The following is a 26,527-nucleotide window of genomic DNA, read 5'->3' as shown; positions in this document are numbered from 1 at the left end:
AATTCTCATTTGGAGTTTTGCTTTCCTGAAAATGGATTCTCATAATGATGCTGATTATAACAATCTACTCAAATAATCGCATTGTATATTATAAAAAGGAATTATCTATGAAAAAGCAGTTAGTTGTACTTACACTACTTTCTTCACTTCCATTTACTGCCAGCTCTCAAGTTTATCTTGGTGGTAAAGTGGGTGCTTCATCTTTGTCAAACTCTTGTGCTGTGTCAACTGGATGTGATGATGACGGTTCTGGCTACGGTGTATACCTTGGATATCAGCTACTGGACAACGTCGCATTAGAGCTAGGATATGATGACTACGGTCAATTCAAGTCAAACTACCTTAATGGCGGAACTCTAACGAATTTAGAAGGTTCAATGACCGCTATTACATTTGCACCTAAGTTCAATATTCCTTTAAGTGAAGATGTTGATTTCTTCAGTAAACTTGGTGCTGGTTATTCCACTTACGACGAAGCTAAAGATGACCTAAACCTTTTAGCAGGACTTGGCTTCGAAGGTAAAATCACCGAAGCACTCCGTGCTCGAATTGAATACCAATTGATGACAGAAATTAATGCGGGCCCAGCTGACGACAGCACAGCAAGCATGTTCACGTTAGGTCTTAATTATCATTTCGGTGCCAAAGCAAAACCAGCGCCTGTAGCGAAAGCTGAACCACGCCCAGTCGCTGAACCAGCTCCTGCGCCAGCGCCTGTCGTTGAAGAAAAGAAACCAGAGCCACCTAAAAAGCAAACTATTACGTTCCAATCACAACAAGACGTAAGCTTGTTTGAAACTGGAAGCAGTAAGTTAAGTGCCGCTGGAACTCGTCGTTTTGAAACGGTAGCGACTCTTCTTACTACCTACCCTCAATCAAAAGTGGACGTTGTTGGTCACACCGACAGCCGTGGTAGTGCTAAATTCAATCAGAAACTGTCTGAAGAACGCGCTCAAGCAGTAGCTGATTACTTCGTTGCAAAAGGTGTAGATTCTAGCCGCATTACTGTTAAAGGTGATGGTGAATCTAATCCAATCGCTTCTAATGACACAGCAGCAGGACGCGAGCAGAACCGTCGTGTTGAAGTAACAATTGAAGAGTTTACTGTTGAAGAGTAAATATAACTTCTAAATAAAAATGGCTTCCAAGAATGGGAGCCATTTTTTTTACTACTATTGTAGGTAATTCATTGCAATGTCACTGGTGCAAACATGAAACTCCGAATTACTTCACGTATCCTATTGAAGCACAAAATAGCTTTTCCAGTTATCACGGTTGCGCTTATTTTTACTGCTGTCATTCTATTGAGTACTTATCAACTACGCGAACAAAATCGAGTTGATAGAGAATCACTTTCTCGACTTTCTCCATCTATTAGCGCACTAAACTCCTTATCTAAATCGATGATCTCTTTAAGAAGTCTGTCCGAAAAGTTAGCTTTCGATTTCGACAGCGATAATAAACGCGCACAATACTCAGAAAGTTTTAAAAGGTTACAATCCCAAATCATTAACGATGTTTCAATTATCACTGCGTCGCTACTACCTGAGAAATCATCTGTACAAGAGTTAGAACAAAGCATTACTCATTACATAGCAAGCCAAGAGAAAATGTATGCAAATGCTTCGCCTTCTACCTACTTTTTCGAAAACAAACCAAGTTTTAGTGAGTTAGAGCAAATAACATGGCAATCTATCTGGTTAATGGATGCCAGTTTGCTCAAGCATCAATCGGCAATATCGGATAATCGAGAGTCCCTAACTAGGCAAGCAACACTTATTCTCGAAATAGGTGGAGCAGTAGCTATTTTAATCGCACTTTCACTCGCTTTTATGGTGAGTCGTTGGGTCAGTTCCGCCGTCATTAAATTAACAGAATCTTTAAAGCAAATCGCATCAGGTGAAGCCGACCTAACTTATCGTATGCCACTAGAAAGCCAAGATGAACTAGGTCAACTTGCAAAGGCATTTAATAGCTTTATTACCTCTCTTCAAGAAACGATCACTGAGATTATTCTCGCTTCTAATTCCGTAAGAGCCGAGATGGAAAATATTCGTAGTTTAACTCAAGGAATCGTTATTCATGTGTCGGAACAACAATCTCAAAGTGATCAAGTTGACAGTGCGGCACAGAGCCTTGATACGCTTAATTCCGACATGTCGACGAATATTTCCACAACAGAATCCGCCAATGCTGCCAGTGTTGAGAACTTACACTCTGCAACCGATTTTTTAAATAAAACAAGTCTCTCAATACAAAAGCTAGGTGAAGAGAATGTATTGGCTTGTCGGGTACTTGGGACACTGGATAGCAGTGTAAATGGAATCGTATCGATACTGGACGTCATTGTTGAAATTGCAGAACAAACCAATTTGCTAGCTTTAAACGCAGCAATTGAGGCCGCTCGTGCCGGTGAGCAAGGGAGAGGATTCGCTGTTGTCGCAGACGAAGTTCGTACCCTCGCAACAAAAACTCAAAACAGTACCGATCAGATAAAAGGATTAGTTGAAGCCTTACAAAACAGTGCTAATGAAGCTAGTTCAGCCATTCAAGTGAGCCAAGAAACGGGGGCGATAACGTTAAGACAAGCTGACGAAACCAGTACAACGCTTAAATTGATTTCTAGTAGTATCAATAAAGCATCGGAATCCAATACGTTATTTACTCGCACAGCCCAACAGCAGCTAGAGATTTCTAACGACATTCATCAAAATATGCAAAGTATTATAGAAAGTAGCTACCAAATGGTTGAAATGATAAGTAGTGCTGAGAACGCCTGCGAAACTCTCGCAGTGCAGTGCGAGAATATGGACAACTTAGTCGCGAAATTTGATGTGTAGTGAAACGCTCAATAGCTCGAGACAGGAAAATATATCCTGTCTCAGAGCGACCGTTTAGTCTAGATACCCATCAAAACTGATAGGCAACAGATAACTTAACGTTTCGACCTGGTTCTAAGTCGTCTAGGCTAAATACTTTGCCCGAACGAGATTTAGATGTGCCAGATGTGGACGCATGGGATACGTACGCCGCATCAAATAGATTATCGATACCAAATGTAAGAGCCAACCCTTCTACTTGACTTGGAGCCCACTGAGCATAGATCTTATGAACATCGTAGGCTTCCTTAACTGGGTTGCCTTCAAGTACATTGGTTTCTTCCATTATATAGTTTGAATTCCAACCAAATATTGCATCAATATCGTAAGCGACGTATTCAAGGTTAAGAGAAACACTGTCTCCAATATCTGTACTGCGAGCACCGCGACCTGTTGCGTTAATTGGGTCACCAGATTCCAAGAACTTATTGTTTGAACGTGAATACGACAAGCGAGAGTTGAACGCATCGTACCCATAGTGGAAGCTCGCCTCAAAACCCGTTAGTTCTGCGTCTTCTCCGTTAAGTAACAGGTATGGTTTTGATGATCCCTGATACTTTTTGATGATGTAGTCATTAATTCTCGTGTTAAACACAGTCAAGTTTGCAGCGACAGAGTGATCGTTAATGCTTTTGTCAAACTTAATACCGCCTTGATGGTTGAAACCTGTTTCCGGTGCAATGTCGTCAGAAAGCTTGTCTTCAAAGTTAATAAACGTTTCTAGAAGTTCTGGCGCTTTAAACAAAGTACGAGTGCTAGCAAATAAGGTAACAGACTCAGTAATTCGCCAATCTACGCCACCAGCCCACGTTACTTTATCAAACGATGTGTCATCTAAGTTAGTGTTACGCTTCACATTGTCATAGCGAACACCCACGGTTACATCAACGGAATCCGTTGCAACCGTTTTGTCTTCAACATACAGTGAATGAGAGATTGCTTTAGAAGTATTAGAGTCACCTAGGGCGTATTCGTTCTCACTATTTTGCTGTTTCACTTCGTAGCCGTAGGTTAATGTATTCGCAAAGCCGAGTACTGAAAGTTCCGACTGCCCTTTTACACTTCCTCCAGTATTCGTGCTTTCCGCCGTGTTTTCCCCAACTCTGTCTGTGGGCCAGAATCCAGGAATGCCAACTTCGTTTCGGAAAAGGTTTATTTTATTTTGATAAAGAGCCGCATTTAGAACTGAATTTTCTGTCTTTAATTCATAACCTAACGTGTAAGTGTGGCGCGAATACTTGGTGTCGATTAGCGCATCAGATGATCTGAATTCATTTCCTTCGGCCCCCCAGTTCGGGCGCGGGTTGTAGTCACCATGATCTCGGTAATAGTCGTATGAAAACTCTAGACGCTGCGCTTCATCAATATCCCACCCAGCTTTCGCTAAAAGGTTATTAACTTGCCCTTCTGAGCCAATTGTTTCCGTTCCGTCACCATCTTTGAAGTTACTGCGCTTTATGCCATACAAATACACAAGTGCATCACCGCTATCAGAAAGCTTTCCGTATGCTGTCAAAGAGCCTGTTGAAAATGCATTAGAACCGATACCGCCGTATACGCGAGCGCCATACGTTTCATCGTAACGAAGTAAGTCCTTTGCGTCTTTCGTTTCAAAATAAACAGAACCGCCTATAGCGTTACTTGTTACCGAATTCGCGCCAACCTGAATATTGGCTGATTTTATGATGTCTGGGTTTAGTGTTAGGTTCCCAACGTGGTGGAACATATTAGCGTTCTGAGATGCGCCATCTAGACGAATGTCGAGGTCAGTTTCATCCAAACCGCGAATGTTGATACGCTGGTTAACGGAATGTGTTCCACCGACGTCTACCCCAGGAATGTCTCTTAGAAGATCGGACATGTGATCAGCTTGTTTTAGCGCGAAGTCATCAGAACTTAATGACTCAGAACTACTTTTTACACTAGTCCCCCACACCATTACTTTTTCAATATGAGACTTTTCCTCTGAAGCAGACGATATCGCAGGTGCACATATGCCAGCAATGGCAAGGCTAATAAATGTTCTTCGGCTAGTAAAAGCACGTAACTTATCCATGGGTACCACATCCTAATTCTTACAAATGATAATTATTCGCAGATATGGTATTTGCTGATAGTATTATTGAAAAGAATAAACAGTTATCCAAAATCGCTAAACGCTTATTAGGAACAATATAGAATGTCACCCGCAAAAATAGAACGGAGTTCCCGCTCTCATGAAACTTTCGCTATTACTCAATTTGTGAATAACGGAGGCGATCAACAAAGCGTTATCAATTCCAACCGTTCATCTAAAGACGTGATTGTAAAGGGAGAGTTTGTCGACTATCGCTCGAAAGCGGGTATCACAGTGCATGGCGGAGTCACTTCCGACTTAACAGACTGTCATATAGTCGCAACCGCTCCAACATCCGTCATTATCACGATTTTACTAGAGGGTAAGCTCGTTTTCGGTTATGACGATTTGCACTTTGAGCTTGATGCTATCGATGCGCCTCAGGCACTAATCGCTAACCTTAAAACGCCAGCTACGTTCCACAAACGAACTCAAAGTGGAAACAACGTCAAAAAGATCAACATAATGATCAAGCCGGAATGGTTCAATCAAAGATTGAATTTAACTTCTGAAGACAATATGTGGGATTTTCTTAATACAGACAAAGCACATGTTCGCTTTGAACCTAGTAGAGATATCATTGAACTACTCAATGATTTTCTTCAAATAAAGAGCCCTCAAACGCTAACTGAGATGCTGAAATTCGAAACCAACACTCTACTAGTTATGTCGAACGCCTTTGAGCAAGTTTCTTCTGAGATTCACTCTTCGTTGTCTTCAGATCAACCTTTCAATTTCAACGGAAATATCTCGCACCTAATTAGTTACCTTGAAAGCAATTTGGATAAGGAACTTTCGTTGGAAGATATAGCTTCATATGCAGCCATGAGCACTTCAAACCTACAGAGGCGCTTTAAACATGAAGTCGGTTACACCGTACTTGGGTACGTTCGCTATCGAAGATTGGCTCGAGCAAAGCAGGCTTTAGAGCAAGGTTACAAGACCATCACAGAAGCGGCTTATGACGCTGGCTATCAGCACCCATCTAACTTCACTAATGCTTTTAAAAAGCAGTTTGGTTATTCACCTAGTGATAGCGTCGCGGGTCAATGCTGAATGACATCGCGTTGTGTAACGCTTACCCCTTTAACTTGAGCGTAGACCCTTTTTCCGATCTCAAGCTCAAGATCATCAACAGCCCATTGGGTAACGTTACACCACAAAGAACACTGGTCGCTTAACTTGAGTTTAATGGCAACGCTTTGTTTGTCTGGTGAGGGTGATTGAACTTCCATGTCCTCGATGAGCGCTGGGATAATATTTCGTATAGATGTTTCTTTTGGCTCTGATAAGCATAAAGAGACATCATTTGCTCTTACTTGAATACGAACTGGAGATGAAAGATCTGCATCTATTTTTTGGACCCAAAGTTGGGTTTTTTCACACAATTTAAGCGCGGTCAAAGCATACTTGGGGTGGTGAGATTCAACGATTGCATCAAACAATGTGCTTTGCTCAGAAAAAGATTGCCAAGGTCGCATTGCCTGAGAATCCCATACACTTTCTAGTGAGCCTGCCGCTTCAAGCTTACCTTGATTCAAAATAATCATGTGATCTGCCAAGCGAATGATCTCATTCAAACTGTGGCTTACGTAGAGAATTGGAACATCAATATCATTCGCCAGTCGCTCCAAAAAAGGCATCACTTCACGTTTCCGTGGAAGATCCAAAGATGCTAATGGCTCATCCATTATTAATAAAGAGGGTTTAGACAACAGAGCGCGCCCGATAGCGACACGTTGTTTTTCCCCACCAGAAAGGTCGATAGGCTTCCTGCCCAGTAAGCTATGTAGTTGCAGTAAATCGCAAATAATATCGAAGTAAGCAGCGTCTTTTGTCGCAGTACCGTAGAGTAAATTTCCTTTCACTGAATAGTGGGGAAAAAGTCTTGCGTCCTGAAAAACATAACCGATTCGTCGCTTTTCAATAGGCAGATTTTGACCAGATTCTCGGCAAAATAGAGTTTTACCATTAACCTCTATTCGCCCGTCGTCTGGAATTGACAGACCTGCCACAGCATTTATCAAAGATGTTTTTCCAGCGCCAGAGCGCCCAAAAACTGCGGTAATCCCTTTTGAAGGAACGGACAAATCAACGTCTAAATTTAGCTGGCCAAGTTGCTGCTTCACTTTTATTAAAATCATTTTCTCTCCTTAGAAATCAACCCAATTTTTTGATTGGCTTTCTTACTAAGAACTTCCGATACGAGCAATGAAATCAAAGCTACGACAATTGAAATAACGCATAGACGCGCTGCTTCGTATTCCGCTCCAGGCGTTTCTATAAAAGAATACATAGCAAGAGGCAGCGTTTGGGTTTCTCCTGGGATACTAGAAACAAAACTTATCGTTGCTCCAAACTCCCCCAGGCTTCTCGCAAATGCGAGCAATGCGCCCGTTATTACGCCTGGAATGGCGAGTGGTAACGTAATCGTAAAGAATACGCGCAAAGGAGTTGCCCCTAAGGAACGAGCAACTTGTTCTAGTTTTGTATCAATACTTTCAATACTTAGTCGGATCGCTCTGACCATCAAAGGAAGCGACACTACCGCAGAAGCTAAAACAGCGCCTTTCCAATCAAAACTGAAAGCGATGCCAAACGTATCAAACAACCACTTTCCTATCGCCCCTTGCCTGCCCATACCGACAAGAAGTAGATACCCAATAACAACAGGCGGTAATACAAGAGGAAGGTGTATACACGCATCAAAAGCATTTTTGCCCCAGAAAGATTTTCGAGCAAGCAGCCAAGCAATCGTTATACTAAAAGGCGTAAGCCAAATGACCGCATAAAGCGCGACCTTTAAACTTAAGTAAAGTGCTTCCAACTCAAAATCTGTCAGCATCAGCGTTCCGTTACGTAGGCATATGAGTTAAATATACCCTTCCCCTCGTTCAAATGTTTAAAGTTTAACAGATAGATAGAATCAAACATTACGCCTAAGTTCACCAAAGGGTAAACAATTGGGCAGTGTGATTTATTGTGGTAAAGATAAAATGTGACAGGGTCATTTTTTCTTGCATTAACAGTACAAGTATTGCTGAGACCATTAGAAATGGTCATTGCGGTATAGTCGCCCAAAGTTTATCTAAGTCCATATACTCTTCAATGGCATCTGCGATACGATCAATGGCATCTTCTTTCATCTTTTCAAAGTTTACAGGTTGAATCTCTTCACTACCTGCCCACTCCAGAAGCAGACCCGTAGCCTCTTGTTCTTCAAATATGCCATGCAAGTAACTACCAAAAATTTGGTTACAGCTACTGATAGCTCCATCACTTACTTGATATTCTAGCGAAATGGGTTGAGTTTCGTTGACTTGCGTCACGCCAGCGTGAATCTCATAACCTGAAACAGGAAAAGATTGGTTTTCAAGTCGAAGTGTACCTTTAACTGTTTTAAGTTGCTTCTCAGGGTGGAGGACTGTTGTCATATTCAGTAAAGCGAGACCTTCGCTGTCACCCGCTGTGCCTTCAATGCCATCGGGGTCCGAAATTGTATTGCCGAGCATTTGATACCCGCCGCATATCCCGATGACCTTACCGCCCAAACGGATATGTCTTAGAATGTCTTTATCCCACCCCTGTGAACGAAGATATTCAAGATCTTGCCGTACAGATTTGGTCCCAGGAAGAATAATTAAGTCTGCTCCTTGCAAGGACTCCCCTTTGCCAACGTATTCGAAGTCAATGTTTGGGTTTAATCGCAAGGGATCAAAGTCCGTATGGTTACTAATTCTCGTAAAAACCGGTACTTTTACTTTGAAAAGTTGCCCTTCGGTCGTCACTTGTTCTTTTGTGATAGCATCTTCCGCTTCGAGGTTTAGACCATGCAAGAAGGGTAATACACCTAATACTGGTTTCCCTGTTTTTTCTTCAAGCCAATCTAAACCAGATTCAAGAAGTTTAATGTCACCTCTGAAGCGGTTGATAACAAAACCAATTACTCGGTTTTGTTCCGATTGCGAAAGCAGTTCTAGCGTGCCATATAGATGGGCGAACACACCACCGCGATCAATATCAGCCACAATAATGACCGGAACATCGGCATTTTCGGCGAAGCCCATGTTGGCAATATCGTTTGCCCTTAAGTTAATTTCGGCTGGGCTACCTGCACCTTCAATAACAATAGATTCAAAATCACGTTGTAAACGTCCAAACGAGTCCATAACACTGTCCATCGCGACCTTTTTATAGTCATGATAGCCTTCTGCTTCCATATTGGTTATCGCTTTACCCTGAAGAATTACCTGAGCGCCAGTATCAGAGTTAGGTTTGAGCAAAACAGGGTTCATATGGACTGAAGGTTCCACGCCACATGCTTGTGCCTGAACAGCTTGAGCTCGACCTATTTCGCCTCCATCTTTCGTCACAGCACTATTCAGCGCCATATTCTGAGGTTTAAAAGGGGCAACCTTTCTCCCCTTTCTGGCAAGCACGCGGCATAAGCCTGCCACCAAAACAGATTTTCCTGCGTCAGATGTTGTTCCTTGAACCATAAGAGCTTGAATTGAAGGGATCATAGTCGATTCATTTTATTATGTATTTTGATTGAACGTATAGTAATGCTTATCACTAATTAACCTCAAGCTACATAGCACCCTAAACCAAATGAATTCAAAATGAACTTCCCCATCAGACATTGTTAAGACTGTTCCTGTTTAACTGTATTCGAACTCAAGTCATAAGGATTACAAAACATGAAAGCCATCACTTTATCCATTGCAGCTGCACTAATCACATTACCTACTCTTGCGTTTGCTGGAGATAGAGAGCAAGAGGAAAAGTACGTTACGTATAGTGGCCCAGTAGACCTAACCTCTGTTGCAGAAATGCTGAAAGATACCAGCTGGACAGCCGAGAAAGACGTCGTCACCGAAGGACACCTAATTAAACAGATCAGCAAAGATACCTTTATATTTACTGATGGAGATGCGCAGATCCAAGTAGAGCTAGACGACATAGTATTGACACAACCACTTAATGCCGAGTCAAAAATCCGTCTTTATGGCGAGTACGAAGGCGGTTCAACCCCAGAAATCGAAGTGGAACACTTACAGATCCTTTAAGATCTCATTGAAATATCGTTAAATTTAAATATTGGTCTGCTTTTTGCAGACCTTTTTGTATACCCGTATTTTTGGCACTAAGCCAAAGCGTAAAATGGATGGAATACATATGTTTGGACGTAAACGCCACTTAGCACTACTTTTCATGGCTCTAAGCCCGATGACAACTCTTGCTAACAATTTCAACTACTCTTCTGTTGAGTTTAGAGTCGGTGCTAGCCCCACTTCTTACGGCGCAGAGGGTAATTTGACGTTTACCGAAAACACCCATTTTATTGGCCGTTTAGACAGCCGATTCGAAGGTGATTACGACATCGCGGTCGGTGTCGGCTTTAACGGCCCAGCAACAGGGTTTGCGGACATCTTCGGTCAGATGCTGCTCCATAATATTAAAACGAGTGACGACAAATTTGTTGGTAACCAGTTTGTACCAGAATTGAATATTGGTGCTCGTATATGGGTGCTAGACAACATTGAAGCCAATGTAAAAGTGGGTCAGTTGGTTTACAGTGACACCACAGAGCTTACTTATAGCTTTGGCGGCCGTTTCCACTCAACTGATCAACTTTCAATCGGTGCAAACATCGCTGACAACGGTGTTTATGGCTCTCAGCTTATCATGGGCGCGAGATTCATGTTCTAACTCGGGTAGTCAAAAAAAAGCCCTCACTTTATGATTAAAGTGAAGGCTTTTTAAATGTTATTCAAAAATCTCTCGTTACTTAACTTTCTTCTGCACATATTTTTTACTGACATCGACAACGGCGACATCTCTGAAGAAGCTTCTTCCTAAAAGCACTGGAAAAGTAAGATGAGATCGATCAGCTAAAGTAAACTCTGTCTTTGTTTTCAAATCACCAATTTGAATATCACCTTCTACCACAGCTCTTCTTTGGTAAGAATCTTGACTAGATTGTTTGATACGAACCCAACGCTGCACAGGTAGAGTTAGCACCGGGCTTTTTTCTCCTTCATGAGCAATTCTAAATCGAACGAAATCCTGCCCATCTTTGTCAAACGTTTCTATATCAACAGCGCTGATAGATGAAGTCGTTGCACCAGTATCGACTCGAGCTTTATAGCTCTCTCCTAAACCGGCAATATGAACCCACTCTTTCTCACCGAGAACCAATTTTCCGTCGGGTGTTTTTAACATGTCCACCTCGTGTGTTGATTCCGATTTCCCACTGGCCTTTGGCTCAGCATGCACACCTGTTTGAATATTGATACACGCAGTCAATACACCAGCTATTGCCAAGAAAATGAAAGGTCTACTCGACTTCATTACCACCTCTTATTGGTTAGATACGGTTACTATTGCCTCGGCTACATAAGGAATGTCTTTTTCGGTAAGGCCCGCGATGTTTATACGCCCGTCACCCACACCGTAGATTCCATAGTTTTCACGTAGTTGAAGCATTTGTTCAGATGAGAAGCCTAGCACAGTGAACATACCTTTGTGTGACTGGATAAAGTCAAATTGGTCAGAGTTATGTGCATTTTTAAGCTCTGAACATAAACCTTCCCTTAGAGAAACAAGCCTATGCTGCATTTGCGAAAGTTCTTCTCGCCAAACAGAAGTTAGCTCTTTGTTTCCTAGTACAGTTTTTACCAATGCGGCACCGTGATCTGGCGGCATGGTGTAAGTCGCACGTGCTAGCTGCAACAACTTCCCTTTTGCGTTAGCTGCTTCATTAGCATTTTTACCGACAACTATCGCTGCGCCAGTTCGTTCACGATATAAACCGAAGTTTTTTGAACAGGAAGTGGTAATGAACATTTCTTCAACGTGGTTTGCCATATGCTGCAAACCCAGTGCATCCTCTTCTAGTCCGTCTCCAAAACCTTGATAAGCGATATCAACAAATGGGGTGAAACCCTGCTTGGTTGCCATGTCTGTAATGGCTTCCCATGCTTTAAAATCAATATCTGCACCCGTTGGGTTATGACAGCAGCCGTGAAGTAAAACAACGTCTTCTGGACCAGCGAGAGATAAGTCTTCAAGCATTGCTGTAACGTCAACTTGCTTTGTTGAAGGGCTAAAGTATCGGTAATGCTTAACTTTCAATCCAGCGGCTTCCATCACAGGTTGATGGTTCACATAGCTTGGATTACTTAGCCATATAGTGGTGTTCGGTTGGGCAACTTTCAGTAAGTCGCCCAACATGCGAAGTGCACCACTCGCGCCTGGAGTTTGAATAGCCGAAACGCGATCGTAAGCCGCCGTTCCTTTTAGCAATAAATCTACCATGCTTTGGTTGAATTCTTCACAACCAGCAAGCCCTACATAGGCTTTCGTTTTTTGTGTTGATGCAACGTGCTCTTGAGCTAACGCGATAGCCTTCATGATTGGTGTGTCACCGTTACTATTTCGATAAACACCAATACCCAGATCCACTTTTTCGGTTCTAGGATCATTTCGGTAGGCAACAGAGAGCGAAAGAATCGGATCCTGTTTCGGTTCCGGTAGATGAGATAGCATGGAATTCACAACCCTTTGATATTCAACAGTGACAAGCAAGTTAACATTGTTACAACAAAAAATCGAAAGGAAATTGTGATTGTTTAAACGCTACGATTCAACCTGTTCGTCTTTGCGAATTTACACTTTCATGTAGTGAATGATTTGATTGGCGCTTCCACGCCAACTTAAATTAGGATCAGCTTGCTCCTGCTCAAACTTTCCATCAATTAAAACATCGATAAGATCAACCACTCGCTTTTGCTCCGTCGTCAGTTCATCCATTCGATACCCCGTCCAAAGCCATATGTCCTTGTCGGGGCACTCAGACTTTACGCGTACAACAATCCGTAAAATATCTGATACATTTTCAGGATGAAGTGGGTCACCACCAGATAGTGTGAGCCCTCTTTTAGGTATACGCGTATCAGACAGATCTTTGATAATTTGGTCTTCGAGCTCCGATGTAAATGGATGACCAGAACACAAAGACCAAGTGGATTTGTTGTAACATCCCCGACACTGGTGAACGCAACCTGATACAAACAGTGTACAGCGTGTACCAGGTCCGTTTACTACATCAACCGAATGATATTGATGGTAATTCATTAAAGGTGTTTAACTCTGCGTTTCACTTCTTCTTGCTTACCGAAGTTAAACGGTCTTGCGTCAGGGCTGCCCAAGTAACCGCACACTCTGCGAGTCACTGAAACCCTTGTGGAATCATGGTTTCCACAACTTGGGCATGTAAAGCCCTTGCTCGTACACTCAAATTCTCCGGTATAACTGCAATCGTAGCACTCATCGATCGGTGTATTGGTGCCGTAATATGGAACTCGGCTATAGCTGTAGTCCCATACGTTTTCTAACGCTTCAATGTTACGTTGCATGCTAGGGAACTCGCCATAACATATGAACCCACCACTAGACACTTCTGGATATGGCATTTCAAAATCGATTTTGTCGTACGGGTTCACTTTCTTTTGCACGTCCAAGTGGAAACTATTGGTGTAATACCCTTTGTCGGTTACCCCTTCAATCACACCATATTCTTTAGTATCAATTTGACAGAATCGGCTGCACAAGTTTTCACTCGGTGTTCCATACAAGCTAAAACCATAACCGGTTTCTTCTGTCCACGTTTCAACTCGTGTTTTCATGTACTCTACAATGCTTAATCCTTTCGATCTAAGCGTGTCGCTATCGTACATATGATCAGATTCACCAAACAGAGCCACCATGGTTTCATGTATACCAATGTACCCAAGTGAAATTGAGGCTCTGCCATTTTTGAAAATTGAAGCAACGCTTTCATCTGGAGACAAACGCACGCCGCATGCCCCTTCCATGTATAAAATTGGGGCGACTCTGGCTTTCACCGTCTCTAATCGAGATATGCGTGTTTCTAAGGCACGACGAGCTAAAGCGAGTTTTTCATCTAACAGTTTATAGAAAGCCTTTTCACTACCTTTAGCTTGAATCGCAATTCTCGGTAGGTTAAGACTTACAACACCTAGGTTATTCCTACCTTCGTGAATCAACTCACCATTCTCTTCGTAGGTATTTAAGAAGCTTCTGCAACCCATTGGTGTTTTAAAAGAACCCGTCACTTCAACCACTTTGTCGTAGTTAAGGATATCTGGATACATACGTTTGGATGCGCACTCTAGTGCCAGTGATTTTACATCGTAGTTCGGATCCGATTTCTTGTGATTAAGACCATCTTTGATAGCGAAGACAAGTTTCGGAAAAACAGCTGTTTTACGATTTTTCCCCAAGCCAGAGATTCGATTTTTTAAAATAGATTGTTGAATAAGTTTAGATGCCCAACTTGTTCCCAAGCCAAAACCAAATGTTACGAATGGAGTCTGACCGTTTGCAGTATGGAGAGTGTTTACTTCATATTCTAAAGACTGGAATGCATCGTAGCACTCTTTCTCTGTGCGAGCTTTAGCAAAAGCCTCTGGATTATGAATATCCCACTCTTTCGCTATTTCTAAATGCTTATTGTAGCTAGCCAATACGTAAGGCTCTAAAACCTCATCTATACGGTTTATCGTGGTTCCGCCGTAGATGTGGCTTGCAACTTGAGCAATGATTTGAGCAGTAACCGCGGTTGCGGTTGAAATCGATTTTGGTGTGTCGATTTCAGCGTTCCCCATTTTAAATCCGTGCGTGAGCATGCCTTTTAAATCAATGAGCATGCAGTTAAACATTGGAAAGAAAGGCGCGTAATCTAGATCATGGTAATGGATATCTCCAGCTTCATGAGCTTGGACAATGTCGCGTGGCAAAATGTGAGTTTTAGCATAATGTTTTGCAACTATTCCGGCCAGTAGGTCGCGCTGTGTAGGGATAACTTTGCCGTCTTTATTCGCATTCTCATTGAGCAAGTCGGCATTACTTTGTTCAATAAGCCCTTCAATTTCTTTATTTAAAACGCTGAGTTTTTCACGTGCAATATCTCGGTCGTGACGATACTCAATGTAAGAACGAGCCAAACCTTTATAAGGACCTTGCATCAGCTCGTTTTCAACCAGAGTTTGAATTTCCTGAATGCATACTTCTAGGCGATTTTCTAGCGAATTGTAGACTGCGCTTGCAACCTGTTCGGCGTATCGGTAAAGCGCTTCATCAGATGTATTCGATGCACTTTCTACAGCAGTTATGATGCGTCCCTTATCAAATGGTGCTTTCGCCCCATCCCTTTTTATGACAACTGTATTCACTTTTACTCCTCGGCGCTGGCTGGTTTAAAACACTATATATGCGTATTTATTTTTCAAAGGCACTATATGTGGTGGAATATTAGAAGTTATGCGCAGGGGAGGCGTTTTGATCCAAATCAATAAAAACAAGCGAGCGTGCAAGATCAAATCGATCTTAGTGGCGACGATCGCACATTTGGATTGTTTGTTAAAATTGAACCAAACGTCATACTTTATCTATTCAAATTCCGTTATTATTCCTGAAAAAGATTAATAACAAATGAGATTCATTTTGAAACGCTTTCTTTTCCTTTTGACACGTTTTTTCTTCTTATCAACATTTCTTGTTCATTTCCCTGCTGCAAGCACAGAGTTTACGTTTTCCACTTGGAACCTTGAGTGGCTAACCACTAATCCGAGTGAGCGAATTGAACCTAGCCAAAGAGAAACCAGTGACTTTAAAGCACTGAACAAGGTGTTTAGTAATATACCTAATCCGTCTTCACACATAATGTCATTTCAAGAAGTGGATTCAAAAGAAGCGCTCGAGCAAGTAACTGGGGCTGGCTATCAATACTTTTTCTCGGAACGGTCTAGAAGTAAACATCGAGATCTACAGTTTGAGGATATTAATCAATACACTGGGTTTGCTGTATCAAAAGGCATCAATGTTCAAAACCAAGATGATATTAATTTGATGCCATCTCAGTTTAACAAGTTACGGTTTGCTACTTACATTGTTGTTGATATTCCGAAAAAGAAGCCTATTCACTTGTTGTCTATACATTTAAAATCGGGCTGCTTTGCTGCAAGAAAGAATACCAATTCCTGCCGAGCCCTAGCCAAACAAGGTAAATCGCTTAATGGATGGATTAAAGAAAGACAAAAGAAAGGTCAATCTTATGCCATTATGGGCGATTTCAACCATAATCTTGCCTACCCTAATGACTGGTTGTGGCGTATATTAACGAAAAACACAAATACTCAAGTTACTCTGACCAGTAAAAACACCAAAGCAGAGTGCCGCGTGAGATCTCGTTCTAATCCAACAAAAACACACCAGTATCAAAATCTAATTGATCATATAGTTTCAAGCCCTGATCTGCCGCTTAATCAAGCAAAACAAATCACCTTTACCAAACATGATGTCCTTAACCATCGGCTTAGTGATCATTGCCCACTGGTATCTGTAGCCAAGCTGTAGTTTCATCATAGTGACACAGCGCTTAGTTTTTTTAACAAAACTATAACTTAACTAGGATAAATGCATCGTTATTGGTCATTATATAACGGTGTATTCTATTAAGTTTGTTAGTGATATATGAAAATACGATGGAAAGGTATGGGCGTGCGGCTGGCACTGGCAATGGCTATTTTGTCCTTAACCACGCTTATCGTATCTGGATTGTCTTCTTATACCTTTTTAGATATCAATACCCGACTAGAGCATTTGAACAACAATGATCTCAAAGCGTTGGACTATGCCGCAAAATTAAATGACAAGGTTCGCCTGATCATTGCCACAGCTCCACTCCTAGGTACGGCTGATTCAAGCGTGTCACGCAACCATGCCATGGAAGAGATTAACAGCGCGATTGTTGAAATGAACCATGTCATGGCGCAGTTCCCTGACTACCATAACTACTTTAAGAACATCATCACTCAAATCGGAAACAGCTTGAGTTTGCTTTATCAGAATGAAGCTCAATCGGATCAACTAACTTCTCAACTGAACTTTTTACTTGATGGATTGTTCCCACTATTGGAATTAGCAGGTGAGTCTCTCGATTCGTTATCGAACTCCGAGAAGCAAAAAATCGAATACGCACAGTTTCGGTCACTTATTTATTACCAGTCTGGCCTTGCTGAAAAACTATATAACGATGCCAGCTTTAACGAGTTGGATGAAACCATCTTGCGATTAGAAGAGTTAGGGAATAGATGGTGGTTAGTATGGCAGAAAAGTTCCCTTCCCTCTCAGCACCCAAACTTAAATGAGCAATTGGTTGTTCTTCATAAATTAACTTCTCGAGGTGGCAGGCTCTTTGCGCTAAAAGATGAATTAATCGATAGACATTACCAAGCTCAATTCTTACTCGAGAACAGTAACACGCATCTACACCAGCTTGCTGTGCAAATTGAGCGATACACTGCCACCGTTAATTCTGACATCGATCGGTCGCTTAATTCGGCAAGACAATCATTGTCGGCTAATCAAAGGTTTGCCGTACTGCTTTCGCTAATCAGCATAGCAACAGCCGTGGCTATATCTTGGTTTTATGTAAAGAAAAATATCTTACAAAGAATTCAGCAACTTCAACTTAATATGAAAGCCATTTCGAGTGGACATCTCGCCACACCTGTCGCGATTTCTGGTGGCGATGAAGTAACGGAAATGGCTAAAGACTTGCAAGTGTTCCAACAAACAGCAATTGAAGTTGAACAAACTAACAAACGGCTTGAGCAAGAAGTCATCGAACGTGCTACCGCAGAAAAGAAACTTCGCTCCACACAGGACGAGTTAATACAAGCCGGCAAGTTAGCGGCACTCGGAGAGTTAAGCGTTGGGATAACACATGAAATTAATCAACCTCTCACAGCCGTGAACAGCCACGTAAGAAGCGCGAAATTGTGGTTAGACAAAGATAACCCTGAAAAAGCGATAACTAACTTAGATAAAATACAAAAGCTTCTATCCAAAACCGCTGCGATAACACGGCATCTCAGAGCGTTCGCAAGAAAAAGTGATGGCCATATGGAATCGGTACACTTGGAACCGGTCATCAACGATGCCATTCAACTTTTAGAAAGCCGCTATCCAAATGACATTATCACTTTTGAGCCCGACTCCCTTACGTATGTGTCTGCTAACACCATTCGCTTAGAACAAGTATTGGTTAACATTATCGGGAATGCGTTAGACGCGGTAGAAAAAGTCTCAGACCCGACGATATCTATTGCCGTAACGACGACACAAAATCAAACAAGCATTACCGTTTCAGATAACGGTACGGGGATAAACCAAGAAGAAATCGAACACATATTTGACCCCTTTTATACCAACAAAGAATCGGGTAAAGGATTAGGGCTTGGCTTGTCCATCGCTTACAACATTATCAAAGACTTTGGTGGCTCTATTAGAGCGGAATCCAAAGCTCAGGAAGGTACAACCTTCACCTTAACACTCAAAACGAACTAAATAACTATTACAATGAAACATTCAATTTTACTTATTGACGACGAACACGATGTCGTCGACGCTGTCGGAGAAATGCTCGAACTTGAAGGGTTCGATGTTTCTACGTTTACTGAACCAGAAAAGGCGCTCAAACAGCTTAAGCCAGAAAGTAACCTAGCTGTTTTGTGCGACGTTAAAATGCCTTCCATCGATGGGTTGTGCCTGCTTAGTGCGATTAATAATCGAGCACCTGGGGTCCCTGTCATCTTAATGAGTGGACATGGTGATATTCCCATGGCCATAAAAGCCATGAAAAACGGCGCCTTTGATTTCTTAGAGAAGCCGCTAGAACCGGAACTGTTAACCGAAAAGTTAACAATGGCGTGTCAGACCCGGCTCATGCAGCTAGAAAAGCACCCTTTGCCCAGCAGCACCAGTATAGAAGACGTCATCATTGGTGACTCCAGTAAAATGGAAAAGATCCGCACTCAAGTCCTAGCTCTTGCTAAATCAAATGTAGACACCATCATCAACGGCGAAACCGGAACAGGTAAAGAAGTTATAGCCAGAGCCTTGCACCAGTTTAGTAAACGAAAATCGAAACCGTTCGTCGCCATTAACTGTGGCGGAATGAGTGAAAGTATTATTGAAAGTGAGCTTTTCGGGCATGAAGCCGGGGCTTTCACAAGCGCGAATCGCAAACGAATTGGAAAGATCGAGCAAGCCAATGGCGGCACCCTTTTCCTTGATGAAATAGAAACCATGCCAATTGCCATTCAAATAAAGTTACTTCGTTTTATCCAAGAGCGTGTTATTGAACGAGTAGGCAGCAACGAGCTCATTAAGGTCAATATTACGATTATTGCTGCGAGCAAAGCGGACTTGTCTGCGTTAAGTGAGCAGGGACAATTCCGAAGCGACCTCTTTTATCGGTTAAATATTGCGAGCATTCATTTACCACCGCTTCGTGATCGCAAAGAAGATCTGCAAAGTCTGTTTCGTTTTTTTGTCCTTCAATCTTGTGAAAAATACAGCACTCGTGCCCCCTCTCTTTATCAAGAGCATATTCAGCAATTACACAAACACACTTGGGTCGGCAATGTTCGCGAGCTAAAAAACGTGGCTGAGCGGTTCGTACTCGGTATCGTCGGAGATGGATTTGATCTCGAAGCGCCAATTGAAGTAGATAAAACGGCTAAAACCCTGGGATTTGAAGAACAAATTGATCAGTATGAAAAGAATTTACTGGTAACAGCGCTTTCTGAAAGCAGCGGAAACATTAATCAGGTATCAGAAACACTAAACCTTCCACGAAAAACCTTGTACCGGAAAATGAAAAAACATCAGTTAGACAAAGACAGTTTTAAAGTACTAAAACGCTCATAAACTTCTTGCTTAACCAGAGCTGGGGTTACTTATCAAACGTCAAGGCTTCCCTTCGTCTTGGCGTTGCTAAGGGCTTTCATTTGAAGGACAAAAATGACTCATAATCAAAACCTCCAATCTTATCCATTTGTTTTTGTTGAATATAATAATTGGCATGTAGCCTGCAATTCTCCTTTTGCACATTAAAGTGCATTCTATAAAATGGAGAAATAACATGAAACAAACACTTGTGGGTACTACGCTCATTTGCCTAGGGCTGACGTCAGGGGTTGCCTTCGCCAAAGTCTCGGCAGATTTGGGTCCCCGCCCTATGTATCTTGTCGACAATATGGACGAAAGCGCACTAAAAACTAAGCTTCAAGCTTGTGAAGCCGGTCCTTTTCATCGAAGCGATTTTTCCATCGGTCACCGCGGTGCAGCAATGCAGTTTCCTGAACACACCAAAGAATCTTACTTAGCGGCAATTCGCACAGGCGCTGGGGTACTCGAGTGTGACGTTACTTTCACGAAAGACAAAGAACTAGTGTGTCGTCATTCGCAAAGCGATCTGCATACAACAACCAATGTACTCGCCATTCCTGAGCTTGCAAAAAAATGTACTGTTCCTTTCAAGCCCGCCAATTTGGAAACGGGAGAAAAAGCGCAAGCTGAATGTCGCACGTCTGACTTTACTTTGGCGGAATTTAAAACGCTTAAAGGAAAAATGGATGGAGCTAACCCAATGGCTCAAACACCTGAAGAATACATGAATGGAACACCAGGCTGGCGAACCGATCTCTACTCTACGTCGGGAACGTTAATGACTCATGCAGAAAGCGTCGCTTTGTTTAAAGAACATGGTGTAAAAGTTACTCCAGAGCTTAAGTCCCCTGCTGTTGGTATGCCTTACAACGGTTTTTCGCAAGAAGATTATGCACAAAAACTGATTGATGAACTAAAAGCTGGCGGGATTAAAGCGAAGGATGCCTACGTACAATCGTTTAACTTGAACGATGTAAAATACTGGCTAACAAACGAGCCTAAGTTTGGTCAGCAAGCTGTTTACTTAGACGATCGAGTCTACAACGACGAGAACTTTAAACCCACACTAGATAATATGAAATCTTTAGCTGAATCAGGCGTTAACATTATTGCACCTCCTATGTACGCCTTGGTTACTTTGGACAGTGAAGGAAGCATTGTGCCTTCAGATTATGCCAAACTAGCGAAAGAAGCTGGTCTTGATATCATCACATGGACGTTAGAGCGCTCTGGGCCACTAAACAACGGTGGTGGTTGGTATTATCAAAGTGTTAAAAACAGCATCAATAATGATGGTGATGCCATGGTGATGTTAGATGCTTTGGCACAAAAAGTAGGTGTTTTAGGTGTATTCAGTGATTGGCCTTCAACCGTCACTTATTACGCTAACTGCATGAAACTATAGTAGGTAAGTTAATGATAGAGCCGCCAAAAGCGGCTCTTAATTATTCATAAAAACGGTTTGGACACATTTGACCCAAACAATAAAAAAACAAAGGACAGATGTGACACATTTGTAAATCAAAAACACACCCAGCTTCATATCTCTTTGTTTTCATAGATTTAATTAACATGGCACATTCCTAGCAATAACAAACTCGACCCTTTACATTAAATCAACAAAAAGGTTTCAAGATGAAATTAGCACCTAAAGGATTACTTATTGCTACCTCCCTGCTTTTGCCTTCATTAGCATTTGCGCAGACGTGTGAAAATAGAGGTGTATTGGATGACCGGTATTGTGATGAAAACAATGACCTTGTTGCTGACACACCAAAAAACAAAGACGACTGGCGCGACCCAAGTACATTGGTCTTTACATATACTCCTGTTGAAGACCCCGCTATATACAAAGATGCGTTCGCCGATTTTCAAGCACACCTGACTAAAATTACTGGCAAGCGCGTCATTTACTACACAGTACACTCAAACTCAGCACAAGTTGAAGCCATGCGTTCAGGAAGACTGCACGTTGCTGGATTCTCAACAGGTCCAACAGGCTATGCTGTAAACCTTGCGGGTTACGTGCCTATTGCTGTAAAAGGCAACGAAAACGGTTTCCAAGGCTATAACTTAGTTACGATCGTTCGAAAAGATAGCGGCATCAATACCATGGACGATTTGAAAGGCAAACGTGTTGCTCACACATCAGCTTCATCAAACTCTGGTAACCTAGCGCCTAGAGCACTCTTTCCAAATAAAGGGATAGTTCCAGACAAAGATTACAAAGTTCTTTACTCTGGCAAACACGATCAATCTATTCTTGGCGTATTTAATGGTGACTACGATGCTGCACCCGTCGCATCAGATGTTTACGACCGAATGGTAGCAGCAGGTCGAGTTGACGAAAGTGCACTTAAGATCATTTATCGCAGTCCTAGATTCCCAACTTCTGCTTTTGGCTACTCTCATGATCTCAACCCTGAATTAGTCGAAAAAATCAAAGAAGCGTTTTCATCCTATCGCTTTACGCCGGAAATGAGCGCGACTTTCAAAGGCGCTGATCGCTTTGCTCCTATAACTTACAAAGAAGATTGGGCGGTAATCCGCAACATCGCACACGCTACTGGTACCGCTTACACCAAAACAGGGCTTAAAAAGCTAGCAGAAAAAGAAGCCGCTAAACGTGCTAAGAAGAAAGCGGCGGAACTCGCTAAACAAGCCAAAAACCAGTAACACCAAGGGTCTGTTGACCCTAGACAATAAATCTAATTTAAACACTCATCACTTTCCTATGCCCTCCCTTGGGTAGGGCATAGGCTTTTTCGAATACAAGGAATAAACGATGACAAGTACTCGTCCTCGTGGCATTGCCATCAATCAACTACAGCATTCTTACGTCCCAGGAAAACCGATTCTCAAAGGCATAGATGTCGACATTCAGGAGCCAGGTATTGTTGCGATCATAGGTCCTTCTGGTACGGGTAAAAGTACGCTCCTCCGTTGCATTAACCGACTAAACGACCCTACATCTGGTGAAATTATCTTTAATGGCGAAGATTTAACGAAATTACAAGGTACACCACTTCGCATGTTACGCCGTCACATAGGTATGGTGTTTCAGGAATATAATCTGGTTGAACGGTTAACAGTGATTGAGAATGTGCTCACTGGTCGACTGGGATACATGAGCGCTTGGAACGCATGGCGTCGTAACTATTCACAAGAAGACATCAATAAAGCATTTGAGCTACTCAATTTTGTGGGCTTATCCGATTTCGCCAATCAAAGAGCCGATAGCTTGTCTGGCGGTCAGAGGCAACGCGTAGGAATTGCACGCGCTGTTATGCAGGATCCTTACATTCTTCTAGCAGACGAACCCACCTCTTCACTCGACCCTAAAACCGCAGTCGAGATCATGGAGCTGATGGAGCAGCTTGCAGAAAAGAACCAGATCCCGGTGTTAGTTAACATTCATGACGTTAACCTAGCTAAACGTTTTGCAAAGCGAATCATCGGAATGTGTGGAGGCTCAGTTCATTATGACGGGCACCCTAGTGGTATTACCGAAGACGATCTCAAGGTCATCTACGGAGGTGAATCATGGCTGGATTAACCGCCAATCAACAAAACCCATTCAAAGCTCACTGGTCGAGCAAGCTTATTTGGGTTGGTGTCTTTGCGTATTTGGTTTACAGCTTCTCGTCGTTAGGGCTAAGTTTGGACAGGATTATAATCGGTATTGGAGAGAGTGAGCGTCTCCTTTCTCGTATGTTTCCGCCAGATTTCTCTAGAAGTAATTTGCTCCTTGATGGTCTTGCCGAAAGCCTACAAATAGCGATCATTTCGAGCTTTTTTGGCATTGTTATATCGTTGGTTTTAGGGTTACTTGCAGCTCGAAATATGATGCCTCTAGTTGTCAATACGCCTGTGCGAGGGGTCATTGCTCTTTGTCGTTCATTTCACCCTGTGATCATCGCAATACTGTTTGTTAAGGCTGTGGGTTTTGGGGCGTTAGCGGGGATTCTTACACTTGTTGTCGCTTCCATCGGATTCATTGCAAAGCTTTTTGCTGAAGCGATTGAGGAAATTTCTTTCAAACAAGTTGAAGCAATTCGAGCAACAGGAGCAAGTTTTATCAGCGTTGTTTTATTCGCAGTTATGCCTCAAGTGTTTTCTCGCTTTATCGGATTTTCGAGCTATCAATTGGACTCGAATCTGCGCAACTCGACTATGGTCGGAATTGTAGGTGCTGGTGGTCTTGGTGGAACTCTTTTTTCTGCATTCCAAAGGTTCGATTATGACTTTGTTGCAGCGATCCTAATTACTATCATTACCTTGATCTTAATTGGTGAATTCTTATCTAACATCGTTCGGAGGATTTTCTGATGACGACTGCAAATATTGATCATCACTGGGAACGATTTACCACATCAGAAAAACTGATGCGATATGCCGCTTACTTTTGTTTCGTTATGGCACTGGTTTGGTCTTGGCAAACTGTCGAAGTCATTCCTGAGTTTTTATACGACGCTCCGGCCCAGTTCGCCGATATGTTTAAGCGAATGGTTCCACTTGAATATGGTTTTTACCCAGAGAGTGTACATGAAGCGCTTATCGAGACATTACATATCGCGACACTGGGTACATTGTTTACACTAATTTTCGCCGTGCCATTAGCGTTGCTAAATGCCCCTAACATTACACCGTACAAAACCATCAACTGGATTGCGCAGTTCTTTCTAGTATCATCCCGCTCCATCAACTCTTTGGTTTGGGCGCTGCTATTTATCGCGTTCTTTGGTCCCGGAGTTATTGCTGGCATCATGGCGATTGCAATTCGAAGCATCGGATTCGTTGGTAAGTTGCTTGCAGAGGCGATTACCGAAGTCAACATGGGCACAATTGAAGCGCTAAGAGCAACAGGTGCTTCAACAGCAAGCATTTTGATAAAAGGGTATTGGCCTCAAATTATGCCCGCGTTCTATTCTATTGTACTTTTCCGTTGGGATATTAATGTACGCGAATCGGCAGTTCTGGGTTTGGTTGGTGCTGGTGGTGTTGGTGTACTTCTAAGTGACGCCATGAATCTATTTGAATGGCAAAAAGTTTCTGTGATTCTGTTGAGCATCTTTGTTGTCGTTGTATTAGCAGAAGCGTTGGTTATTCAAATTCGAAAGAAGCTTATCTGATTAGGATTAGATCAAACGGAAATAACCAATGTAAAAAGCCCAGAATTGTCTTCTGGGCTTTTTATTACGCTCGAGACTTCGGATACTTTCAGGCGATGTTAAATAGGTTTAGATACACCAGCAACAAGTGCTAACTCTTCTGGGTAATCTCTTTGTATCGCCAGCTCTACCGCCCTTCCGACAACGTCTGATTCTTGGACGCCATTTAAAAGCTCGTAGGATTGGAAACGCTGCTTCTCTGAAATCATCTGTTGTGAGTGCATGTGTGCGGCTATCTGATTCGATGCTTCTATCGCTGATGAAGCCTTCACAATTTCCATACGCGCATAGTTAGTCCCTTCTACCGAAATGTCAGACGCTCTTAATGTAGAATCTTCACCTGGTATTTGCTGTGCACCATATAGAGGTTTGCTCGCCATTTCTGCACTAGCAAAAGAGGGAATAAACTGAGCAATATGCTCGATTGCGCGATTAGTACGCGTCAATTGTTCTGACTCTGACCACCCTTCTTCGATTTTGGAAAACAAGTAGTTGGGTAATGCTGGCTGAGAGCTTTTGTCATTGCTTGTGACTAGCCCATCATGAAATAGCGTAATGTCTTCCGTCATCCCGTGTAGCTGAAAAACGCCGTCCGCATAAGGGGTTAGCTGTGCCATTCCGTTTGGAGTACCTCTTTGCCCGTGAAATATAACTTCAGGCCATTGCTGATCGCAATCTTCCCAGCGCGTAACATAAGCGGCTTTAAATTCCACGAACCTTTGCTTTGGGCGTTGTGTCCAGTCGTCGACCATACCCGTTTCAAAGCCACCTGCATTAATGAGGTAATCTACCTGAGTATATTGGGTAGTTTCTTCGCTTAATCGAGAATGAGTGATACACCATCCACCATTGCTTTTTTCAACCTTTTCAACTTTAGTCTCCATGCGCAAATCGCAGTTGATTTTGCTTGCTAGCGCCAAGTCGAGAGTCGAAGAAAGCCTGAAAACACTCCAACCAAATTCCTGTACGGCGACGACTGGGTACTTAATATTATCTAGGTTGGTATGCCGAGCAAAAGGAATCATCCAATCATCAAATGTAGCAGGCTTCTCTGGTTGCGTTTTCTCACGTAGCGCCGTTAGCTGCTCTTTTTCATACGTTACGTAATAGTTTTGAGGATCCCCCAAAACAGCATTCGACTCATCCTCATCTACTAATGATTGGTAATAGTTCTGAAGAAAATCAAGGCGTGTGAGAATCTCACCTGCACTTCCATCATCTGTGGTCGGTGTAACTATTACTGTGGGTCTGATGTTAATAGTATGAGGAAATAGCTTTACCGTATCGATAGATTGACGAAGCAATTCTGCACATTGTTTCTCGGATATTTCACGATACAAGTTACCACCGGCATGAAGGTGGCAGATGGGTGGACCATTAACTAAGCTGTCGCGTTTTTCAAACAGAGTTACATCTAAACCTAGCTCTGAAAATTTGAGGGCGGCGGTAGAACCTGCAATACCACCACCAATGATTCCAACACTTAATGTCTTCTGCTCTTTATTTTTTATGAGGGTCATGTCTTTAATACGTTTTTT

General features: G+C 42.4%; 22 protein-coding genes. 13 read left to right on the top strand and 9 right to left on the bottom strand.

Features of this window, described 5'->3' with window-relative positions; genetic code table 11:
- The first annotated feature begins 107 nt into the window (after nt 1-107).
- Both Q8W40_RS09185 and Q8W40_RS09180 read left to right on the top strand, forming a co-directional pair.
- Nucleotides 108-1,118 (top strand): OmpA family protein, encoded by a 1,011-nt coding sequence (locus Q8W40_RS09185; protein WP_180958485.1) that lies wholly within the window; start codon nt 108-110, stop codon nt 1,116-1,118.
- A 93-nt stretch (nt 1,119-1,211) separates the two neighbouring features.
- Nucleotides 1,212-2,840: a methyl-accepting chemotaxis protein gene (locus tag Q8W40_RS09180; protein WP_305396873.1), complete on the top strand. Its 1,629-nt coding sequence runs from the start codon at nt 1,212-1,214 to the stop codon at nt 2,838-2,840.
- Nucleotides 2,841-2,910: 70 nt separating this feature from the next.
- Here Q8W40_RS09180 and Q8W40_RS09175 read toward each other — a convergent pair whose 3' ends face one another.
- Nucleotides 2,911-4,935, bottom strand: coding sequence for a TonB-dependent receptor domain-containing protein (locus tag Q8W40_RS09175; protein ID WP_305396872.1), 2,025 nt, complete (start codon nt 4,933-4,935; stop codon nt 2,911-2,913).
- A 123-nt stretch (nt 4,936-5,058) separates the two neighbouring features.
- On the opposite strand from Q8W40_RS09175, the gene Q8W40_RS09170 reads away from it, so the two are divergent.
- Entirely contained in the window at nt 5,059-6,051 is a 993-nt protein-coding gene (locus Q8W40_RS09170; RefSeq protein WP_305396871.1) for a helix-turn-helix transcriptional regulator, read from the top strand.
- Here Q8W40_RS09170 and modC read toward each other — a convergent pair.
- The 3 genes from modC to Q8W40_RS09155 all read right to left on the bottom strand — a co-directional run bounded on the left by modC (nt 6,042) and on the right by Q8W40_RS09155 (nt 9,518).
- Nucleotides 6,042-7,139, bottom strand: a complete 1,098-nt coding sequence (gene modC / locus Q8W40_RS09165) for a molybdenum ABC transporter ATP-binding protein ModC (protein WP_305396870.1) — start codon at nt 7,137-7,139, stop codon at nt 6,042-6,044. The two genes, Q8W40_RS09170 and modC, sit on opposite strands and share 10 nt — an antisense overlap.
- Nucleotides 7,136-7,840, bottom strand: a complete 705-nt coding sequence (modB, locus tag Q8W40_RS09160; RefSeq protein WP_305396869.1) for a molybdate ABC transporter permease subunit — start codon at nt 7,838-7,840, stop codon at nt 7,136-7,138. The genes modC and modB overlap by 4 nt, the downstream gene beginning before the upstream one ends.
- Nucleotides 7,841-8,054: 214 nt before the next feature.
- Entirely contained in the window at nt 8,055-9,518 is a 1,464-nt protein-coding gene (locus Q8W40_RS09155) for a cobyric acid synthase (RefSeq protein WP_305396868.1), read from the bottom strand.
- 177 nt (nt 9,519-9,695) lie between these two features.
- On the opposite strand from Q8W40_RS09155, the gene Q8W40_RS09150 reads away from it, so the two are divergent.
- On the top strand, nt 9,696-10,064 hold the full coding sequence (locus Q8W40_RS09150) for a YgiW/YdeI family stress tolerance OB fold protein (protein WP_305396867.1): 369 nt from the start codon (nt 9,696-9,698) through the stop codon (nt 10,062-10,064).
- 109 nt (nt 10,065-10,173) lie between these two features.
- A complete protein-coding gene (locus Q8W40_RS09145; protein WP_101115043.1) occupies nt 10,174-10,707 on the top strand; it encodes a hypothetical protein in 534 nt (177 codons plus the stop codon).
- Nucleotides 10,708-10,782: 75 nt separating this feature from the next.
- Here Q8W40_RS09145 and Q8W40_RS09140 read toward each other — a convergent pair whose 3' ends face one another.
- The 4 genes from Q8W40_RS09140 to nrdD all read right to left on the bottom strand — a co-directional run bounded on the left by Q8W40_RS09140 (nt 10,783) and on the right by nrdD (nt 15,254).
- The gene (locus Q8W40_RS09140) at nt 10,783-11,349 is read right to left on the bottom strand and encodes an ATP-dependent zinc protease family protein (RefSeq protein ID WP_101115042.1); all 567 of its coding nucleotides are present in this window, start codon (nt 11,347-11,349) and stop codon (nt 10,783-10,785) included.
- A gap of 9 nt (nt 11,350-11,358) precedes the next feature.
- Complete coding sequence (locus Q8W40_RS09135; RefSeq protein WP_305396866.1) at nt 11,359-12,546, bottom strand: amino acid aminotransferase; 1,188 nt, start codon at nt 12,544-12,546, stop codon at nt 11,359-11,361.
- A gap of 120 nt (nt 12,547-12,666) precedes the next feature.
- Entirely contained in the window at nt 12,667-13,134 is a 468-nt protein-coding gene (nrdG, locus tag Q8W40_RS09130; RefSeq protein WP_305396865.1) for an anaerobic ribonucleoside-triphosphate reductase-activating protein, read from the bottom strand.
- Entirely contained in the window at nt 13,134-15,254 is a 2,121-nt protein-coding gene (gene nrdD / locus Q8W40_RS09125; protein ID WP_305396864.1) for an anaerobic ribonucleoside-triphosphate reductase, read from the bottom strand. The genes nrdG and nrdD overlap by 1 nt, the downstream gene beginning before the upstream one ends.
- Nucleotides 15,255-15,525: 271 nt before the next feature.
- Between nrdD and Q8W40_RS09120 the strand changes: the two genes are divergently transcribed.
- The 8 genes from Q8W40_RS09120 to phnE (Q8W40_RS09085) all read left to right on the top strand — a co-directional run bounded on the left by Q8W40_RS09120 (nt 15,526) and on the right by phnE (Q8W40_RS09085) (nt 24,950).
- Entirely contained in the window at nt 15,526-16,437 is a 912-nt protein-coding gene (locus tag Q8W40_RS09120; RefSeq protein WP_305396863.1) for an endonuclease/exonuclease/phosphatase family protein, read from the top strand.
- Nucleotides 16,438-16,554: 117 nt separating this feature from the next.
- Nucleotides 16,555-18,432, top strand: a complete 1,878-nt coding sequence (locus Q8W40_RS09115; RefSeq protein WP_305396862.1) for a sensor histidine kinase — start codon at nt 16,555-16,557, stop codon at nt 18,430-18,432.
- A 12-nt stretch (nt 18,433-18,444) separates the two neighbouring features.
- Nucleotides 18,445-19,797 carry a sigma-54-dependent transcriptional regulator gene (locus Q8W40_RS09110; protein ID WP_370693374.1) on the top strand — a complete coding sequence of 451 codons (1,353 nt, stop codon included), beginning with the start codon at nt 18,445-18,447 and terminating at the stop codon, nt 19,795-19,797.
- Between the two features lie 214 nt (nt 19,798-20,011).
- Nucleotides 20,012-21,223, top strand: coding sequence for a glycerophosphodiester phosphodiesterase family protein (locus Q8W40_RS09105; RefSeq protein WP_305396861.1), 1,212 nt, complete (start codon nt 20,012-20,014; stop codon nt 21,221-21,223).
- Between the two features lie 230 nt (nt 21,224-21,453).
- Nucleotides 21,454-22,494 carry a phosphate/phosphite/phosphonate ABC transporter substrate-binding protein gene (gene phnD, locus Q8W40_RS09100; protein WP_305396860.1) on the top strand — a complete coding sequence of 347 codons (1,041 nt, stop codon included), beginning with the start codon at nt 21,454-21,456 and terminating at the stop codon, nt 22,492-22,494.
- Between the two features lie 109 nt (nt 22,495-22,603).
- Complete coding sequence (phnC, locus tag Q8W40_RS09095; protein WP_305396859.1) at nt 22,604-23,374, top strand: phosphonate ABC transporter ATP-binding protein; 771 nt, start codon at nt 22,604-22,606, stop codon at nt 23,372-23,374.
- Entirely contained in the window at nt 23,362-24,147 is a 786-nt protein-coding gene (gene phnE / locus Q8W40_RS09090) for a phosphonate ABC transporter, permease protein PhnE (RefSeq protein ID WP_305396858.1), read from the top strand. Before phnC ends, phnE (Q8W40_RS09090) begins: the two co-directional genes overlap by 13 nt.
- Complete coding sequence (gene phnE / locus Q8W40_RS09085) at nt 24,147-24,950, top strand: phosphonate ABC transporter, permease protein PhnE (protein ID WP_305396857.1); 804 nt, start codon at nt 24,147-24,149, stop codon at nt 24,948-24,950. Before phnE (Q8W40_RS09090) ends, phnE (Q8W40_RS09085) begins: the two co-directional genes overlap by 1 nt.
- A gap of 98 nt (nt 24,951-25,048) precedes the next feature.
- Here phnE (Q8W40_RS09085) and Q8W40_RS09080 read toward each other — a convergent pair whose 3' ends face one another.
- Nucleotides 25,049-26,509: an NAD(P)-binding protein gene (locus Q8W40_RS09080; RefSeq protein WP_305396856.1), complete on the bottom strand. Its 1,461-nt coding sequence runs from the start codon at nt 26,507-26,509 to the stop codon at nt 25,049-25,051.
- Between the last annotated feature and the right edge of the window lie 18 nt (nt 26,510-26,527).

Origin of the sequence: Vibrio penaeicida (genome assembly GCF_030689305.1) — a bacterium.
GTDB classification, from domain to species: Bacteria; Pseudomonadota; Gammaproteobacteria; order Enterobacterales; family Vibrionaceae; genus Vibrio; species Vibrio penaeicida_B.
The sequence above is the reverse complement of the archived record's forward strand: the minus strand, read 5'-3'. Positions and strand labels throughout refer to the sequence as shown.